This window comes from Bosea sp. (in: a-proteobacteria) (assembly GCF_023953965.1).
In the GTDB taxonomy this organism is placed as follows: Bacteria; Pseudomonadota; Alphaproteobacteria; order Rhizobiales; family Beijerinckiaceae; genus Allobosea.
The window spans coordinates 439,725-456,891 of record NZ_JAMLIX010000002.1 but is presented as its reverse complement, the minus strand read 5'-3'; the positions used below and the strand labels follow the sequence as shown (position 1 = coordinate 456,891).

Genomic DNA, 17,167 nt, shown 5'->3' with positions numbered 1-17,167 from the left:
ATCGCATCAGACATCCTATATGACCGACGGCACACAACCTAAGGAAATCTCCCCTTCCGACCGCTTCAAGGCCCTCCTTACGAATGCCGAGAGCGCGACATATGGGCTCAAGGACAATCTCCTGGCCGTCATGACGCGGGATGGATCGGCGACGTGGCAGACTGTCGCCGCTCACATCGAAGCTCAGTTGCCCGGCGCCGGCGAGTTCGCGACCGCGCGGCTGAACGCCATACTTGCTCTGATCAGGACGCTATCCAACCGGCAAACATCCGGGAGCGGGTGAGCGCCGCTCTCTATACCCCCCGGCCGTCAGCAAACAGGCTGGCTCGCCGCGGTCCCGCGCGATATCGCTCTCTGCCAGCGTCTCCCCGCTGCCAATCTATTCGAGAAATCCGAATGACAACGACCGCCACAGCCGAGCATCGCAGCTTCGAAGCCGACGTCTCCCGCCTTCTGCACATGATGGTGCATTCGGTCTATTCCGACCGGGACGTCTTTCTGCGCGAGCTGATCTCGAACGCAGCCGACGCCTGCGAGAAGCTGCGCTACGAAGCGATCGGCAACCCCGAACTTCTGGGGGGCGACCCGAAGCCCGCGATCACCATCTCGGCCGATCCGGAGGCCAGCAGGCTGACCATTGCCGACAACGGCATCGGTATGAGCCATGACGAGATGATCGAAGCTCTCGGGACGATCGCCCGCTCCGGTACGCGCAGCTTCATGGAGCGGGTCGCTAACACCGAAGGCAAGGACGGCGCGCAGCTCATCGGCCAGTTCGGCGTCGGCTTCTATTCCGCCTTCATGGTGGCCGAGAAGGTCGAGGTCGTAAGCCGTCGCGCCGGTAACACCGAAGCCTGGACCTGGTCCTCGGACGGCAAGGGCGAATTCACCGTGGCGCCTGCGTTGCTGGACGAGGCTCCTTTGCGCGGGACGCGGGTGACGCTGCACCTATTGGAGGAAGCCAAGACCTATGCCGAGCGCTGGACACTGGAGCGCATCGTCAAGGAACAGTCCGGCCATGTTCCGGTCCCGATTTCGCTGATCACGGAGCCGGGCGCAGATGCGGTCGCCCTTTCGGATGGGGCCGCACTCTGGACGAGGCCGAAGAGCGAGATCACCAGGGACGAATACGCCGATTTCTACCGCAGCGTTGCGGGACAATATGACGAGCCGGCGGCCACGATCCATTTTCGTGCCGAAGGCCTGCACGAATATACGGCGCTGGCTTTCGTCCCGGGCGCGCGTCCGTTCGATCTCTTCGACGCCGATCGGAAGGGCCGGATCAAGCTCTACGTGAAGCGCGTCTTCATTACGGACGAAGCCGAACTCCTTCCGCGCTACCTGCGCTTCGTCCGCGGCATTGTCGACACCGCCGACCTGCCGCTCAACGTTTCCCGCGAGATGATCCAGGACAGCCCGCTGCTCGCTGCGATCAAGAAAGGCGTCACCAACCGTGTCCTTTCCGATCTCGCGAAACTGGCCGATCAGGATCCGGACACGTTCCGACTGATCTGGGACAATTTCGGCGTCGTCATCAAGGAAGGGCTTTACGAGGACTTCGCGCGGCGGGAACAGCTACTCGACCTCGCTCGCTTCCGAACGACAGCCTCCAGTGAGGGGTGGCGCAGCCTCAAGGACTATGTCGGCGCACTGAAGGACAATCAGACCGCGATCTACTATATCGCCGGTGACGATGCCTCCCGGATCGCCAACTCCCCGCAGCTCGAAGGCTTCCGTGCGCGCGGCATCGAGGTGCTGCTGCTGTCGGATCCGATCGACAGTTTCTGGGCGTCGGCAGCCCCGGATTTCGAAGGCAAGCCGTTCAAGTCGGTGACGCAAGGTACGGCTGATCTCGGTCTGATCCCGCTGCTCGACGGCGCAGCGCCTCCTTCGGCTGAAACGAGTGAGAAGGTCGGCGCTCTGATCGCATCGATGAAGGAGATTCTGGCCGAAGAGGTCGCGGATGTGCGATCTTCCGATAGACTCACGGAGAGCGCGGTCTGTCTCGTGGCCTCGGATAAGGGGCCGGATCGCCAGTTCGAGCGTTTGCTCAGCGCCGCAGGACGAGTGGAGAGTGCGGCCAAGCCGATCCTCGAGGTCAACCCGCGTCATGCGATGGTCTCAGCGCTGGCGTCTGTCGAGGATGCTACGCTGCGTAGCGACATCGCCCATCTGATTTTGGATACCGCTCGCGTCTTGGATGGCGAGCGCCCGACAAACGCGAACGCATTCGCTGAAAGGCTCAACCGGCTTGTTACGCGAAGCTTTGGCGATGGCTGAGCGGCGAAGCCAATGAACGCGTGGCCGTGCGGTCAGGCAATTCGGTTAGGCGCTGCCCCATTTCGCTCAACTTCGAATGTCCGGTTGCTGGCAATCGGCGAATGTCCGCTTGTTTGAAGGGTTTCGGATGCCGGCCCGCGCGAGCGGGTTTGGACCGGGCTGAGGGCCGGCGTTCGAAAGCCTCCAGTGGAGGAAGCTGCGGCCCAAGGCCGCGCTATGGGGATTTCGCCGCGCGGCCGGTCCTGCGGGATCGTGCGAGGCGCGGGACAGCGGCGCGACGCTCCGACCGAGATGCCCAGGAGCCGGCGCTTGGCTGCACATGGGACATATCCGGACCCACCGCGATCTCCATTTCCGCGATCGGGCCGAACGCGATCGCCCGCTCTCTGGCCGAGACAGGTAGTGCTTCCTCAGGTGTTCGCCGCGGCGCCATGGTCATGATGTGTCGATCCTGACGGCGAGGATGGTGCGCGGCGCTGTGCCCGGCGCGAAGCGCTCGACGAGGATCATGCGGCCACTGCAGCATGGGCATGGTGGACAACAGTTATCCTGCGGCTCGCCCGTCTCGGCACAACCATTTGCGTCGTGTTCTTGCGGCGCGGCCGCTGGGCTCGCGGCCGCGATGATCTGCCTGATGCGGGCGATAGTATCGGCGCGCCAGCTGGAGGCGAGCAGGCCGTAGTGGCGGATGCGGTTGAAGCCGTCGGGCAGGGCGTGGAGCAGAAAGCGGCGGATGAACTCATGCGCCGACAGCGTCACGGTCTTGCGCCAGGCCTTGCCGGCCGAGCGGACGCGATAGTCCTTCCAGCGGAAGGTGACACCGCGCCGGTCCATGGCGACGAGGCGGCTGTTCCGCACTCACGCGCTCTGGCCGCAAACCGCGCATCTGCCGCTACGCGTCCGATCGGCCATCGACGCGCTCGCGGGGGCGCTGCCGGGAAGCGCCGAATTGTAAAGGCCAGCACGCGGCATCGTCGACCGAACCCCTTCCAGTGCGAGCTTGCTCCACGCCGATCCTCCAGCAGCCTTGACCAGGCAAGAGGATCAGCGCCGGAACGGCGACGAGGTCTTCTCCGGCCCGCCGTGCTCGGTCTGCTTGGAGTCGATGGGCGTATCGGGCGAGGAGCGCATCAGACTTTCGCCACGGGCTCGGATGGCGGCGGCATGCACACGAAAATCCGCCGGCGTGCCGGGCGCAGGCGTCGCAGCGGCCCGGAAAGTCGGCGCCGCCTCGAAAACGAAAGGGTCAGGATCAATGGTCCGATCTCCCGACGGCTCCCGCGAAGCCGCGCGCAGTTCCAGCGCTTCCACTCGTTCCGCATCGGGGATCGGCGTCGCGTCCTGCTCCCAGCCGGAGGCGCCACCGCCGTAGTGCCGCCGCCGCGTGCGCGTGGAAGCATGACCGGCCAGCGCCGCGATCTGCCAGGGAGACAACCCGGCGGCGGTCCAGACGCCGATCGCGATATGGCGGAATGCGTAGAACGACACTCGGGCGATCTCGGTATTCTCGCACATCCGGGCCAGCAGCTCCGCCGCAGCCCTGTGCCAGCGATGATAGCTTCCATGTTTCGAGATGGCACGCCGCAACAGGTCGAGAAGGACCGGCACGGCTTCGCGCTGCCGCTCCGAAAGATGAACCAGCGGGACTCGCCGCGTCGGAAAAATGGCCCGGGTGTCGGACAGTTTCGCCTGCCTGATAACCAGATCGCCCCCCTCGATCAGAGCATGTCGCCACTCGCACAGACGGCATCCGATGCGCGGCGCGAAGAAGAGCAGCAGCGCCAGCACCAGAACCGGGCTCTCGACGCCTTCGGCCTTGGCTCTGTCCGCCAGAGCCTTGAAGAGCCGCCGCGCCTCCGCCTTCGGAATATGAATACGCTTCTTCGACGATGTCCTTGGTTCGGGCGGGATACCCCTCCGCTTGGCGAGCGCGGCGTAAACTTCGCCGACATGCCTGTCCCGTCGCTCGTCGGAGTATCGCAGCTCACTGCAGAGTTTTGCTAGTATCGCCGCATATTCCTGACGATAGAGCGATACCGTATTCTGCGTCAGCACGCCTGGATCCGTCGCCACGTCGATGAGCAGAGCCTCGATCGGATCTATGATCTCCGGATGCCGGCGAAGAGCACGCGCGAGATGTCGCCTGCCGGCACTGAGATAGGCAGCATCGGTTTCGGGCCTGCGAGACAGCTTTTTCATGCCGGCGTCCTCTTAGTCCACGTCCGAGACTGCGTCGCGAGCGAGGTCGTCGGCGGGGGCAATCATTCGGGAGCCGTCGATTTCGTCGGGTCGTCAGGGAAGCCGCGAGCGAATTCCAAGCTCCGCTCCTGTCCGCGCAAGAGGGGCGAGGAGATCGAATTCCGGCGCTCGTCGGGGAGGCCCGGGCGAGGCGGAACCGGCAAGCGCGGTGCGGGGCGCGGCATCGGCATGGGGACCGGCGAGCTCTTCGAGGCCGCATCTTCGGTCGCCGGCGCGTGGGACGTTTCGATGCCGGAAGGGCTTTCCGAAGCGGTCGGGATCGGCGGCTCTTCGGAAATCGAGGTGGTTTCGGCGGCCGGCGGATCGCCCGCCTGCACGACGCCGGGCTCTCCATCGGCCCCGCTTCCGCCCGCCGGGTCCGCTTCCTCAAGAACCGTAACCTGACCGCCCAGCCGCGCCACGAGGGCCGACACCTGCACCTGCGACGCCGTTCCCGCGAAACGCCGCCCGCTCGCGTCCTTGCGGGCGCGTTTGAGGCCGAGAGCCAAGAGGCTCTTCCCGTCCTCGGGTCCCGGTATCGCGTCGAGCACGACGTCGATCCGCACGCGCTCCTCCTCTATGGCCGTGATTCCCATCGCGGAAAGCTCGGCCCGACCGAGCTCGCGCAGCCGGTCGCGTTCCTTCGGCGACGCGAGTTTCCCCGCCATGTCCTTCACGAGGCCGATCGCGAGAGGGAAATCCGCGAGCAGGGCCATCGGGAGATGAATGCCTGCCGCCTGCCGGAGATTCTTGTGACCCTCGCCGATACAGGCGCGATGGAACGCTCGGGCGGCCTTGCGCTGATCGTCGAGCGCTTGAGAAACGGACTTCGCGATGGTAACGTCCATGAGATATCCTCCGAACCATGGGACAATTGCGAAGAATATAGTTCTGGATCCGGCTTATAACCATCATCATGGTGGGCGCGGCACAGTATAGGGCGGGTAGAGACTGAGTTGAGGGTCAGGAAGGCACTCGATGCCCACCTGATGGTCCTGGAGGTCTCTGACAGGCGCGCTGACGACGAAAAGCAGCAAAATTTCATCCGCTTCATAGAAGCCATGAGGGATGCCTCTCGACGCACCTGACGGGGCGATCACGAAGCCGTGAGCAGTATCCGTGCTGGTCGAAAATCGGGAGCTGACGCGGCCGTCGCGCTCTCGTGGCGGGGTGGTCGTCAGCCTGTTCCATCACCGATGCCGGCCGCTCGCCGCTGCGTTGTCTCGGATCACCATCCTTTCCCGATCCCGACATAGACGACGCGGCTGAGATCAGCGCCTCGCCTTCATGGCCGAGAACCTGCTGAAGCAGGAGGCGGAGTGATCGCGGCACCTCGTCACCCGGGTAGCCTTCGAGCAGCGACCACCTGTTTCGTAGTGTGCAAGAGGGGCCGGCCGTCTCCTCAAGGGATCAGCAGCAAGCTCCCGGTCGTCCGCCCCGCTTCGAGATCGGCCTGGGCGCGGGCGGCCTCGGCGAGTGGGTATTCGCCGCCGATCTCGGCGGCGATGCCCTCCTGCATCAGCGCGAGCAGGTCGGCCATACCTTGCATATAAAGCTCGGGATCGGCGGCATAGGCCATGACGCTGGGGCGAGCCAGCGACAGCGAGCGCACCGGACCGAGTTCCTCGACCGCCAGAGGCGGGATGGGGCCCGCGGCCTGGCCGATGCTGGCGACGGTGCCGAAGCGGCGAACGCAAGCCAGGGTCTTGCGCAGCATCGCGCCGCCGATGCCGTCGATGGCGAAGTCGACGCCGCATCCTCCGGTCAGGGCCGCGATCTCCGCCGGAAGATCGGCCTTGCGCCCGACGACGACGTGATCGGCGCCATGCCCAATGGCGATCCGCGCCTTCTCCGGCGAGCCCGCGGTTACGATGACCTGTGCGCCGAGACGCTTGGCCCAGCGTGTCAGCAGCGCGCCGAGGCCTCCGGCGGCGGCGTGGATCAGCAGCGTCGAGCCTTCCGTCACCGGATAGGTCCGGGTCAGCAGCATATGCGCCGTCAACCCTTTCAGCATCGAGGCTGCCGCTAGGCGCGAGGGAATGGTCTCCGGCAAAGCGACGAGTCGCGACGCGGGCAGCGAACGGGCCGTCGCATAGGCGCCGACCGGAGCCCCGGCATAGGCGACGCGATCGCCGATCGCGAAGCCGCCGACACCGTCTCCGAGCGCCTCGACACGCCCCGCCCCCTCGGCGCCGAGCACCGCCGGCAATGGCAGCGGATAGAGGCCTGTGCGCTGATAGATGTCGATGAAGTTGACGCCGATCGCCTCGTGCCGGACGCGGACCTCGCCCGGCCCCGGCGGCCGTGCCGCGGTCTCCGCTACTTCGAGCCGGTCGACCCCGCCGACGCCGACCATTCTGACGACCCTATCCATGTCCCTCGCTCCACAGGTTGCGAGGCGATGAATGGACGCTGGCGGATCGTGAAGAAATTCCCGATAAACTCCCATCGACCGTGAAAGAATTGACTGATGACGGATTGGGAGGATCTGCGCCATTTCGCGGCGCTGGCGCAGAGCGGTTCGCTCTCGGCCGCCGCGCGCCGGCTCGGCGTCGAGCATGCGACGGTGGCGCGGCGTGTCACGGCGCTGGAGCACGATCTCGCGCTCAAGCTGGTCGACCGGCGCGGTCGGCGCCTGACCTTGACGGCGGACGGCGTCAGGGTCGCCGCCCATCTCGGCGCGATGGAAGAAAGTGCGCTCGCCGTCGCCCGCGTGGCGGCCGGCGCCCGCGAGACGATCGCCGGCGAAGTCCAGATCAGCGCGCCTCACTCCCTCGCTGCGGCGAAGCTCGTCGCACCGCTCGCCGAACTGCGCAGGCGGCATCCCGGTCTCGCGCTCCACCTCCTCGGCGAGACCCGCAGCGCCTCGCTCGATCGGCGCGAGGCCGAGATCGCGATCCGGTTGAGCAGGCCGGCGGAAGGCGATCTGGTGATCCGCAAGCTCGGCGAGATCGCGTTTGCGCCTTACGCGACCGCGGCCTATCTCGCGAACACGCCCGAGACTGACCGGCGCTTCATCGGCTACGACGCGGCGTTGGAAGAGGCGCCGCAACAGGTCGCATTGCGCTCGCTCGCGGCTGATCGGCCCTTCGCACTCGTCGCCAGCACGCTGGAGATCCAGCTCGCCGCCGTGCGCGCCGGCATGGGCATCGCCATGCTGCCGGAGTTCATGGTCGAGCCCGGTCTCGATCTCACCCACGTCGCATGCGAGCCTCCCGTTCCGAGCCGCGAGGTCTGGCTGGCCATCCACGCCGATTTGCGCAACGCCGCTCCCATCCGCGCCGTCGCCGAGGCCATCGAAGCCGCGTTTCGATGATTTCGGAACATGGACGCAACGACGGCCTCGCGCCTGAGATGGCTTCTACCGGTCGGTGGGGCTCGGCCAAATAAGGTGCGGGATTTCCTCTTAGTCCACGCTGCTTTGGTTGTTAGTCCACGCCACCACGCAGGATCACGGCAGCCCATATTCCGCATCGACCTGCCGCTCTGCGCACGCCCATCATCGCCGCTTGACTTCGAGTGCGCTCGAACCCGTAGCTTGCCTGGCGTCGTGACGAGAACGGGTGACATGAAGATCGGAGATCTTGCGAGGCGATCGGGGCTGACGGCCCATACGATCCGCTATTACGAGCGGATCGGGCTGTTGCCCTATGCCGACCGGGACCGGTCTAAGCAGCGCGACTACGACGCCTCGATCCTGACCTGGATCGAATTCCTCGGCCGCCTGAAGACCACGGGCATGCCGATCCGCGAGATGCTGCGCTATGCGGCTCTACGGGACCAGGGCGTCGCCACCGGACCGGAGCGTCGCCTTCTGCTGGAGGCGCATCGGGAACAAGTGCGTGCCCGCGTCGCCGAGCTCGGCGCCTGCCTTCTCGTCCTCGACGCCAAGATCGGCGGCTATGCCGACGCGGAACAGAGGATATCGAACGATGACCCAACACATCCCGAACACCGGCGACGACCGGCTGGAGCGCGGCCGGCGCGCGCTCGCTGAGATCGACGGCGCAGCCGGCGTCAAGGTGATCGCGGCGCTCGACGGCATCGCCCCCGATTTCGCGACCTATCTCTTCGAGTTTCCCTTCGGCGACATCTATTCGCGGCCCGGGCTGGATCTGCGCTCGCGCGAGGTCGCGACCATCGCGGCGCTGGCGGCCATGGGCAACGCCGCCCCGCAGCTCAGGGTCCATATCGAGGCCGGACTCAATGTCGGGCTGTCGCGGCAGGAGATCGTCGAGATCCTGATGCAGATGGCGGTCTATGCCGGCTTTCCGGCCGCGCTGAACGGGCTCTTCGCGGCGAAGGAAGTTTTCGCCGCGCGCGACGCCGAGGCTGCCGCGCACTCGACCGGGGAGAAGGCGGCATGAGCTCGACCCGCCGCTCTCTTCTGCTGTCCGCCGCGGCCGCCTCCATGCTCGTGCCTCCGGCAGCACGGGCAGAGGTCGCCGCTCCCGTCAAGCTATGGGAAGGCTTCGCCTCGCCAGTCGGCATGGGTTTCGACGCCGCCGGGAACCTCTACGTCGCCGAATGGAGCGCCGGCCGCGTCTCCCGCATCGCACCGGACGGCCGGCGCAGCGTCTTCGCCGAAGGGCTGTCCGGCCCCTCGGGGCTCGCCATCGGCGCGGACGGCACCATCTATGTCGCCTCCTATTCGCGCGACGAGCTCTACCGCTTCACGCCGCAGGGCGAACGCAGCGTTCATGTCACCGGACTTGCGACACCGGCGGGCCTATCCTTCGACCGGGCTGGCCGGCTGCTGGTCGCCAACCGCCGCACGAACCAGATCCTCGCCGTCACCGGCGAGAACAGGCTAGAGCCCGTGGTCGAAGGACTGCGGACTCCGGTCGGGGTAGTGGAGACGCGCGATGGCGGTTTCGTCGTGGCCAATTTCGCCGGCGGCGTCACGATCGTCCGTCCGGACGGCCACCGTATCGAAGCCGGCGCGGCCTTCCGCACACCCGGCGTCGGCGTGGTGCAAACGCAAGTCGGACGCGTCTTCGTCGTCGACTATGGCGATACCACCGTCAGGGAAATCCTGATGGAAGGCTCGTCGCGCATCGTCACGGTCGGTCTATCGAGCCCGGTGGGCCTCGTGCTCTCGCCGGACGGCGCCGCCCTGCTCACCGCGACCTGGGGCGATGGCGCGATCTACCGGATTGCCATACCGAGCTGAAATGAGGATCCACCCGCGCATAATTCGCACTTCATCGTTCGAATTGCGCGGGTTCGATGAACGATCGCGTAGCGAATGCATGCTAGGAAATTCGCCGTCCGAGATGTCAACGGCGGTCGGATTCCAGGCCAGCGTGGCGGAGTAAAAGCAGGCCACTGGCGTTGAGGGTGGCGGATATGGCAGGGGCCCCGATCGGGGCCCCTGCCATATCGCGCTGTCGGGATTGATCAGGGGATGATCTCGCCGGTTTCTGGATCGGCTTCGTTGGCGGTGGTCTGTTTTTGCCCCGCCGCGGCGGAGGCGCGCCGGCGGCCGGCCGATTGTTTGAGGCGGTAGCTGTCGCCGTTCATGGCGAGGATGCTGACGTGGTGGGTCAGGCGATCGAGCAGCGCGCCGGTGAGGCGCTCCGATCCCAGGACGGACGTCCAGTCCTCGAAGGGCAGGTTCGAGGTGACGATGGTTGAGCCGCGCTCGTAGCGTTGCGAGAAGATCTCGAACAGGAGCTCGGCGCCGGTCGGCGACAGCGGCACATAGCCGAGCTCGTCGACGATCAGCAGCTTGACCGCCTGCAACTCGCGCTGGAGCCTGAGCAGGCGCTTCTCGTCGCGGGCTTCGAGGAGCTGGTTGACCAGCGAAGCCGCCGTCGTGAAGGCGACGGAGAAGCCCTTCTGGCAAGCGGCCAGCCCGAGCGCGAGGGCGACATGGGTCTTGCCGGTGCCGCTGTTGCCGAGCGCGATGATGTTCTCCCGGCGCAGGATGTAGCCGCAGCGCGCCAGCTCCAGCACGAGCATCTTGTTCAGGCTCGGGATCGCCGTGAAGTCGAAGGTGTCGAAGCTCTTCACCGCTGGGAAGCGCGCCGCCCGGATCCGCCGCTCGACCGTGCGCCGCTCCCGGTCGATCAGTTCGAGCTCGACCAACCGTAGCAGGTAGCGGGGATGATCGACGCCGTCGCGGGAGCATTCCCGTGCCACCTTGTCGTACTCGCGCAGGACGGTTGGCAGCTTCAGTTGCTTGAGGTGGTGCGCCAGCAGGACCTGCGGCGTTCCAGCGGTCGTGCCCGCCGGCATCGTCTCTTTCCCCGAGCCCGTCATGCCGCGGCTCCCGGCAGGAGCACGGCGTAATCGGCCGCCGAGGTCGTCTTCACCGTAGTCCTCGGCAGATACGGATAGGCCGCCAGATCCAGACGGGCCGGGCGCCGTTCCAGCCGCGCCAGCGCGATCAGCTTCACCGCATCGAAGCCGATCGCGCCCAGCCGGATCGCCTCGCCGACGGCGAAGCTCACGACCTCGCGCGGCAAGGCCTCCAGCAGCCGCAGCACCTGGATGAACTCGCGCTTGCCGCGATTGCCCATGCGCGCTTCCAGGAGATGGCGCAGGTGCTGGAAGGCCTCGGGCAGGTCCCAGCCCTGCAAGGCCGCGGCCTGGTCGAGGGCGTTCGGCTTCTCCTCGATTAGCGCCAGATAGTGCAGCGGATCGGAGACGAACACGCCCGTCCCGTAATTGCGGGGATGGCGGGCAATCTCCTCGCCCCGGCACAGGATCACGACCTCCTCGACGAAGCCCTTCACCACCACGTCCTGGAAGCCATAGGCCGTCGGGACCGAGTAGTCGTTCGACCGATATCGGACCAGCGCCGTCGACGAGACCCGCGCACCACGCTTCTCGCACGGCTCCAGCGGCACTGCCGGCAAAGGGCGCAAGACCCCGAGATCGGCAACAAGCCGCTCTCCGATCGTCTGGGCATGCCGGCCGGCCCGCTCGTCCTGTCGCCGGCGGCAGCGCTCGGCCAACATCGCGTTCAGTTCGGCGAAGCTCGCCGCCAAAGGGATCGGCGTCATGAAGTTCGAGCGGGCATACTTCACCAGCCCCTCGACCTTGCCCTTGTCATTGCCCTTGCCCGGGCGCCCGAACCGATCCCGGAACAGATAGTGGCTCACCAGCTCCGTGAAGGCCCGCGTCCGCTCGCGCCGGCCATCGCCGCAGATCTTCGCCACCGCAATGCGGGTGTTGTCATAGAGGATCGACAGCGGCACACCGCCGAAGAAGCCAAAAGCCGAGACGTGACCGTCCAGGAACGCTTCCGTCGTCTCGCGCGGATACGCCTTCACGAAGCAGGCATCCGACTGTGGCAGGTCCAGGCAGAAGAAGTGGATCTTCTGCCGCACGCCGCCGATCACCGCCAGCGCCTCGCCAAAATCCACCTGGGCGTGACCGGGCGGATGGGCCAGCGGAACGAAGGTCTCGCGGCCCCGCGCCCGGCAGAGCCGCACATGGTCCTTCACCACCGTGTAGCCGCCGGCAAAGCCGTGCTCGTCCCGCAGCCGCTCGAAGATCCGCTTCGCCGTATGGCGCTGCTTCACCGGAGACGCCCGGTCTCCGTCCAGGATCGCCTCAATCACCGGCAGCAGCGGACCGAGCTTCGGCTTCTCGACCGGCTTCGTGCGCGTGTAGCCCGGAGGGATCGAGAACCGGCACATCTTGGCGATCGTTTCGCGGCTCAGCCCGAACACGCGAGCCGCTTCCCGTCGGCTCTGCTTCTGATTGAAAACGAAATCGCGAACCGCCGCGTAGACCTCCACAGCGAACATCCCCGCCGACCCCGAAAGGGATCAGCCTATCCAGTGGACGACTTTTACGCCGCCCGCGCCCGCACAAACGCAGGCGCTTCACTGGATGGTTTTCTCACCGCCCTGCACAGTTGCCGAACCGATCACGCCGATCGGCCTTCGACAATGTTCTGACCAATATGGCCGGACCGTGCATTTCGGCTCCCGCATGCGAATCGCGACCAGACTTTAGCTGGAAAACGCAGCGGCTGCTCTCGCGCATGATGTTCTGCCGAAGCCGTCCAGCCTCCGCTTGCGATTGGGTGCGGCCCGACTTGACGGCCGATCGTCCATGCGATGAAACTGCATTCTGGCACACGGGCCTGTCATACGAGTTGCGCTTTCCGCGCGAGAAATGTGTTGACCGAGAGGCGCTTAGGCGAAAAACGGTGGAGAATCCCTCCGTCTCCGCCACATTTCCCCAAGCCCTCGAAAACGTTCGCGGCGGTGGCCCATGAGGCCGGCGCGGCATCACCAGGTTTCCTTGACCGTTTCCATCGCGACATTGGTCGAGGTGCTGGCGACGTGGGGAAGGTTCGAGATCTTTTCGCCCAGCACGGCCCGGTAACGCCTGATGTCCGGCGTGCGGATCTTCAGGAGATAGTCGAAGCGACCGGCAATCATGTGGCACTCCTCTACCTCGCGGATCTTCTTGACCTCCTCGTTGAATTTCGTCAGCGCCCTTTCGGTGGTGTCGGACAGCTTCACCTCGGCGAAAGCGATGTGATCGAGCTTCAGCTTCGCCGGATTCAGCGTCGCCCGGAAGCCTTCGATATAGCCGTCGTCGACCAGCCTGCGGAAACGGATCTGGCAAGGCGTCTTCGAGAGGCCGATCCGGGCGCCGAGCTCGGCGATCGAAATCCGGCCGTCTTGCCTCAGCACCTCCAGGATCTTGCGGTCGAACACGTCCAGATCGCCTTCAACTGGCAATTCCCTGGGTCGCTTCACCTGAAATCTCCTCATCTGAAGTTCGAATGGATGGCAATATAGCAAAAATCAGAACGCCAGGGAATCGCGCTCCGTGATAAGTTCAGGTGAAGAACGCGAGAGGGCCGCCGCCCCGGCCCGTCTCGACCGAACCCGCCGGGAACAGCCATGAGCCAGGTCACCGCTTCCGCCGCCGATCCGACGCCGTTTGCAGCCTTCGCGCCGCCGATCCGGCCGCAGAGCGCGCTGCGCCAGGCGATCACCGCCGCCTATCGCCGCCCCGAGACCGAATGCCTCCCGCCCCTGCTCGAAGCGGCGACGCTGCCGCAGGCGAGCAGGCGGGAGATCGCCTCGACCGCGCGCAAGCTGATCGAGGCGCTGCGCGCCAAGCACAAGGGCACCGGCGTCGAGGGGCTGGTCCAGGAATATTCGCTCTCCAGCCAGGAAGGCGTCGCGCTGATGTGCCTGGCCGAGGCGCTGCTGCGCATCCCGGACGTGGCGACGCGCGATGCGCTGATCCGCGACAAGATCGCCGATGGCGACTGGAAGTCGCATGTCGGCGGCGGCAAGTCGCTCTTCGTCAATGCCGCGACCTGGGGGCTCGTCGTCACCGGCAAGCTCACCTCAACCGTCAACGACCGCAGCCTCTCCGCGGCGCTCACCCGCCTGATCGCGCGGGCCGGGGAGCCGGTGATCCGGCGCGGCGTCGACATGGCGATGCGGATGATGGGCGAGCAGTTCGTCACCGGCGAGACGATCGAGGAGGCGCTGAAGCGCGCCCGGCCGCTGGAGGCGCGCGGCTTCCGCTATTCCTACGACATGCTGGGCGAGGCCGCGACCACAGCCGCCGATGCCGAGCGCTATTATCGCGACTACGAGAACGCGATCCACGCCATCGGCAAGGCCTCGGACGGGCGCGGCGTCCATGAAGGCCCCGGCATCTCGATCAAGCTCTCGGCGCTGCATCCGCGCTACAGCCGCGCGCAGGCCGGGCGCGTCATGAGCGAGCTCTTGCCGAAGGTGAAGGCGCTCGCCGCGCTCGCCAAGGGCTACGACATCGGCCTCAACATCGACGCCGAGGAGGCCGACCGGCTCGAGCTCTCGCTCGACCTGCTCGAGGACCTCAGCTTCGACGAGGCGCTGAAGGGCTGGAGCGGGCTCGGCTTCGTGGTGCAGGCCTATGGCAAGCGCTGCCCCTTCGTGCTCGACTGGATCATCGACCTCGCCCGCCGCTCGGGACGGCGCATGATGGTGCGGCTGGTCAAGGGCGCCTATTGGGACGCCGAGATCAAGCGCGCCCAGGTCGACGGGCTCAGCGGTTTCCCGGTCTATACCCGCAAGGTCCATACCGACGTCGCCTATGTCGCCTGCGCCCGCAAGCTTCTGGCGGCGCAAGACGCTGTCTTCCCGCAATTCGCCACGCACAACGCCCAGACGCTGGCGACGATCCACAACCTCGCCGGCAGCGACTTCACCCCGGGCCAATACGAGTTCCAGTGCCTGCACGGCATGGGCGAGCCGCTCTATGACGAGGTCGTAGGCCAGGACAAGCTCGACCGGCCCTGCCGCATCTACGCGCCGGTCGGCACGCATGAGACGCTGCTCGCCTATCTGGTGCGGCGCCTGCTCGAGAACGGCGCGAACTCCTCCTTCGTCAACCGCATCGCCGATCCGAGCGTCACCATCGACTCGCTCGTCGCCGATCCTGCCGATGTCGTCGCGGCGATGCCGGTCGTCGGCATGCCGCACGACCAGATCACCCTGCCGGGCAATCTCTACGGCGCCGACCGCGCCAATTCGAAGGGCATCGACCTCTCCAACGAAGAGGCGCTCGCCGCGCTCTCCGGCCGGCTTTCCGCGACGGTCGGGCAGAGCTGGCATGCGACGCCGCTCACCGCCGACCATGCGACCGCCGGCAAGACGCGGCCGATCCTCAACCCGGCCGATCACGCCGATGTCGTCGGCCAGGTGACCGAGCTTTCGGTCGAGGATGCGCCGCGGATCGCGCGCCTCGCGGCGGAAGGCGGCAGGGCCTGGGCCACTGTCGCCCCGGCCGAGCGCGCCGCCTGCCTCGACCGCGCCGCCGGGATCATGCAAGGCCGCATCGAGACGCTGATGGGCATCGCCATGCGCGAGGCCGGCAAATCCGCCGCCAACGCGGTGAGCGAGGTGCGCGAGGCGATCGACTTTCTGCGCTACTACGCCGACCAGGCGCGCAAGACGCTGGGGCCCGCGCATGCGCCGCTGGGAGCGATCGTCTGCGTCAGCCCGTGGAACTTCCCGCTGGCGATCTTCACCGGCCAGGTCGCGGCCGCGCTCGTCGCCGGCAACGCCGTGATGGCCAAGCCCGCCGGCGTCACGCCGATCATCGCGCATGAGAGCGTCAGGATCCTGCACGAGGCCGGCGTCCCGCGCGGCGCGCTGCAGTTCACGCCCGGCAGCGGGCGCTTCGCCGCCGCGCTGATCGGCCAGCCCGAGACGGCCGGCGTGATGTTCACCGGCTCGACCGAGGTCGCGCGCGGCATCCAGGCGCAGCTCGCCGAGCGCCTCTCGGCGCAGGGCAAGCCGATCCCGCTGATCGCCGAGACCGGCGGGCAGAACGGCATGATCGTCGATTCCTCGGCGCTGGCCGAGCAGGTCGTCGGCGACGTCATCGCCTCGGCCTTCGACAGCGCCGGCCAGCGCTGCTCGGCGCTGCGCGTGCTCTGCCTGCAGCAGGACATCGCCGAGCGCACGCTCACCATGCTGAAAGGGGCGCTGAAGGAGCTTTCGATCGGCCGCACCGACCAGCTCAGCGTCGATATCGGCCCCGTCATCAGCGACGGCGCCCAGCGCGAGATCGACGAGCATGTCGCGCGGATGCGAGGGCTCGGCCGCAAGGTCGATGCGCTGCCGCTGCCGGACAGCGCGGCGAAGGGCACCTTCGTGCCGCCGACCATCATCGAGCTGAAGAGCCTCACCGACCTGAAGCGCGAGGTGTTCGGCCCCGTGCTCCACGTCATCCGCTACCAGCGCGAGGATCTCGACCGGCTGATCGACGAGGTCAACGGCTCCGGCTACGGCCTGACCTTCGGCCTGCATACGCGGCTCGACGAGACGATCGCCCATGTCACCAGGCGCATCAAGGCGGGCAATCTCTACGTCAACCGCAACATCATCGGCGCGGTCGTCGGCGTGCAGCCCTTCGGCGGGCGCGGCCTCTCCGGCACCGGGCCGAAGGCCGGCGGGCCGCTCTACATCGGCCGCCTCGTCGGCAAGGCGCCGGTGCCGCCGCAGCACGGCTCGAGCCATACCGATCCGGGCCTCGTCGACTACGCCGCCTGGCTCTCGGGCAAGGGGCTGAAGGCCGAGGCCGAGGCCGCCCGCGAGAGCGCCGGCCGTTCGGCGCTCGGCCTGCATGTCGAGCTTTCCGGCCCGGTCGGCGAGCGCAACCTCTATGCGCTGCATCCGCGCGGCCGCATCCTGCTCGTACCGCAGACGCAAACCGGCCTGCATCGCCAGGTCACGGCGGCGCTGGCAACCGGCAACGAGCTCGTCGTCGATGCCGCTTGCGGCTTGCAGAGCGCGCTCGCGGGCCTGCCGGCGACTGTCGCGGCCCGCCTGAGCTGGACCTCGGACTGGGAGGCCGACGGCCCGTTTTCCGGCGCGCTGGTCGAGGGCGACCGCGAGCGCATCGGTGAGGTGAACCGGCGGATCGCGCAGCTTTCCGGCCCGCTCGTGCTGGTCCAGGCGGCGGGCTCCGCGGAGCTCGAGCGCGATCCGGAGGCCTATTGCCTGAACTGGCTGCTGGAGGAGGTCTCGACCTCGATCAACACCACCGCGGCCGGCGGCAATGCCAGCCTGATGACCATCGGCTGAGGCGCAGCGCGTGCGCTGCGGTGGCTGCGATAGGGTGGCGGCGTTCTCCGGCGTGCGCGCGCTGCCGCGCCCTGCTACGAGCAGAG

General features: G+C 66.9%; 13 protein-coding genes and 1 pseudogene. 7 read left to right on the top strand and 7 right to left on the bottom strand.

What is annotated here, in order from left to right:
* Window positions 1-19: 19 nt before the first annotated feature.
* Window positions 20-283 carry a hypothetical protein gene (locus tag M9917_RS17255; protein ID WP_297255735.1) on the top strand — a complete coding sequence of 88 codons (264 nt, stop codon included), beginning with the start codon at window positions 20-22 and terminating at the stop codon, window positions 281-283.
* Between the two features lie 113 nt (window positions 284-396).
* Window positions 397-2,280, top strand: a complete 1,884-nt coding sequence (htpG, locus tag M9917_RS17250; RefSeq protein WP_297255734.1) for a molecular chaperone HtpG — start codon at window positions 397-399, stop codon at window positions 2,278-2,280.
* 435 nt (window positions 2,281-2,715) lie between these two features.
* On the opposite strand, the pseudogene M9917_RS17245 reads toward htpG, so the two are convergent.
* The 4 genes and pseudogenes from M9917_RS17245 to M9917_RS17225 all read right to left on the bottom strand — a co-directional run.
* Window positions 2,716-3,138, bottom strand: a pseudogene (locus M9917_RS17245) (transposase); the annotation flags it as partial.
* A gap of 186 nt (window positions 3,139-3,324) precedes the next feature.
* Window positions 3,325-4,479, bottom strand: a complete 1,155-nt coding sequence (locus tag M9917_RS17235) for a site-specific integrase (protein ID WP_297255732.1) — start codon at window positions 4,477-4,479, stop codon at window positions 3,325-3,327.
* A 62-nt stretch (window positions 4,480-4,541) separates the two neighbouring features.
* The gene (locus M9917_RS17230; RefSeq protein WP_297255730.1) at window positions 4,542-5,366 is read right to left on the bottom strand and encodes a hypothetical protein; all 825 of its coding nucleotides are present in this window, start codon (window positions 5,364-5,366) and stop codon (window positions 4,542-4,544) included.
* 554 nt (window positions 5,367-5,920) lie between these two features.
* Window positions 5,921-6,892 (bottom strand): quinone oxidoreductase family protein, encoded by a 972-nt coding sequence (locus tag M9917_RS17225; protein ID WP_297255728.1) that lies wholly within the window; start codon window positions 6,890-6,892, stop codon window positions 5,921-5,923.
* A gap of 96 nt (window positions 6,893-6,988) precedes the next feature.
* Between M9917_RS17225 and M9917_RS17220 the strand changes: the two genes are divergently transcribed.
* From M9917_RS17220 to M9917_RS17205, 4 genes are all read left to right on the top strand, one after another.
* On the top strand, window positions 6,989-7,834 hold the full coding sequence (locus tag M9917_RS17220) for a LysR family transcriptional regulator (RefSeq protein ID WP_297255727.1): 846 nt from the start codon (window positions 6,989-6,991) through the stop codon (window positions 7,832-7,834).
* A gap of 252 nt (window positions 7,835-8,086) precedes the next feature.
* A complete protein-coding gene (locus M9917_RS17215) occupies window positions 8,087-8,515 on the top strand; it encodes a MerR family transcriptional regulator (RefSeq protein ID WP_297255725.1) in 429 nt (142 codons plus the stop codon).
* Window positions 8,451-8,885: a carboxymuconolactone decarboxylase family protein gene (locus M9917_RS17210; protein ID WP_297255723.1), complete on the top strand. Its 435-nt coding sequence runs from the start codon at window positions 8,451-8,453 to the stop codon at window positions 8,883-8,885. Before M9917_RS17215 ends, M9917_RS17210 begins: the two co-directional genes overlap by 65 nt.
* Window positions 8,882-9,691 (top strand): NHL repeat-containing protein, encoded by an 810-nt coding sequence (locus M9917_RS17205; protein WP_297255721.1) that lies wholly within the window; start codon window positions 8,882-8,884, stop codon window positions 9,689-9,691. The genes M9917_RS17210 and M9917_RS17205 overlap by 4 nt, the downstream gene beginning before the upstream one ends.
* A 227-nt stretch (window positions 9,692-9,918) precedes the next feature.
* On the opposite strand, the gene istB is transcribed toward M9917_RS17205, so the two are convergent.
* From istB to M9917_RS17190, 3 genes are all read right to left on the bottom strand, one after another.
* Entirely contained in the window at window positions 9,919-10,782 is an 864-nt protein-coding gene (istB, locus tag M9917_RS17200) for an IS21-like element helper ATPase IstB (RefSeq protein WP_465246306.1), read from the bottom strand.
* Window positions 10,779-12,278: an IS21 family transposase gene (gene istA / locus M9917_RS17195; protein ID WP_297250232.1), complete on the bottom strand. Its 1,500-nt coding sequence runs from the start codon at window positions 12,276-12,278 to the stop codon at window positions 10,779-10,781. The genes istB and istA overlap by 4 nt, the downstream gene beginning before the upstream one ends.
* A gap of 489 nt (window positions 12,279-12,767) precedes the next feature.
* Window positions 12,768-13,244, bottom strand: a complete 477-nt coding sequence (locus tag M9917_RS17190) for an Lrp/AsnC family transcriptional regulator (RefSeq protein WP_297255719.1) — start codon at window positions 13,242-13,244, stop codon at window positions 12,768-12,770.
* A 147-nt stretch (window positions 13,245-13,391) separates the two neighbouring features.
* Here M9917_RS17190 and putA point away from each other — a divergent pair, with 147 nt between their 5' ends.
* The gene (gene putA, locus M9917_RS17185) at window positions 13,392-17,081 is read left to right on the top strand and encodes a trifunctional transcriptional regulator/proline dehydrogenase/L-glutamate gamma-semialdehyde dehydrogenase (protein WP_297255718.1); all 3,690 of its coding nucleotides are present in this window, start codon (window positions 13,392-13,394) and stop codon (window positions 17,079-17,081) included.
* The last annotated feature ends 86 nt before the right edge of the window (window positions 17,082-17,167 follow it).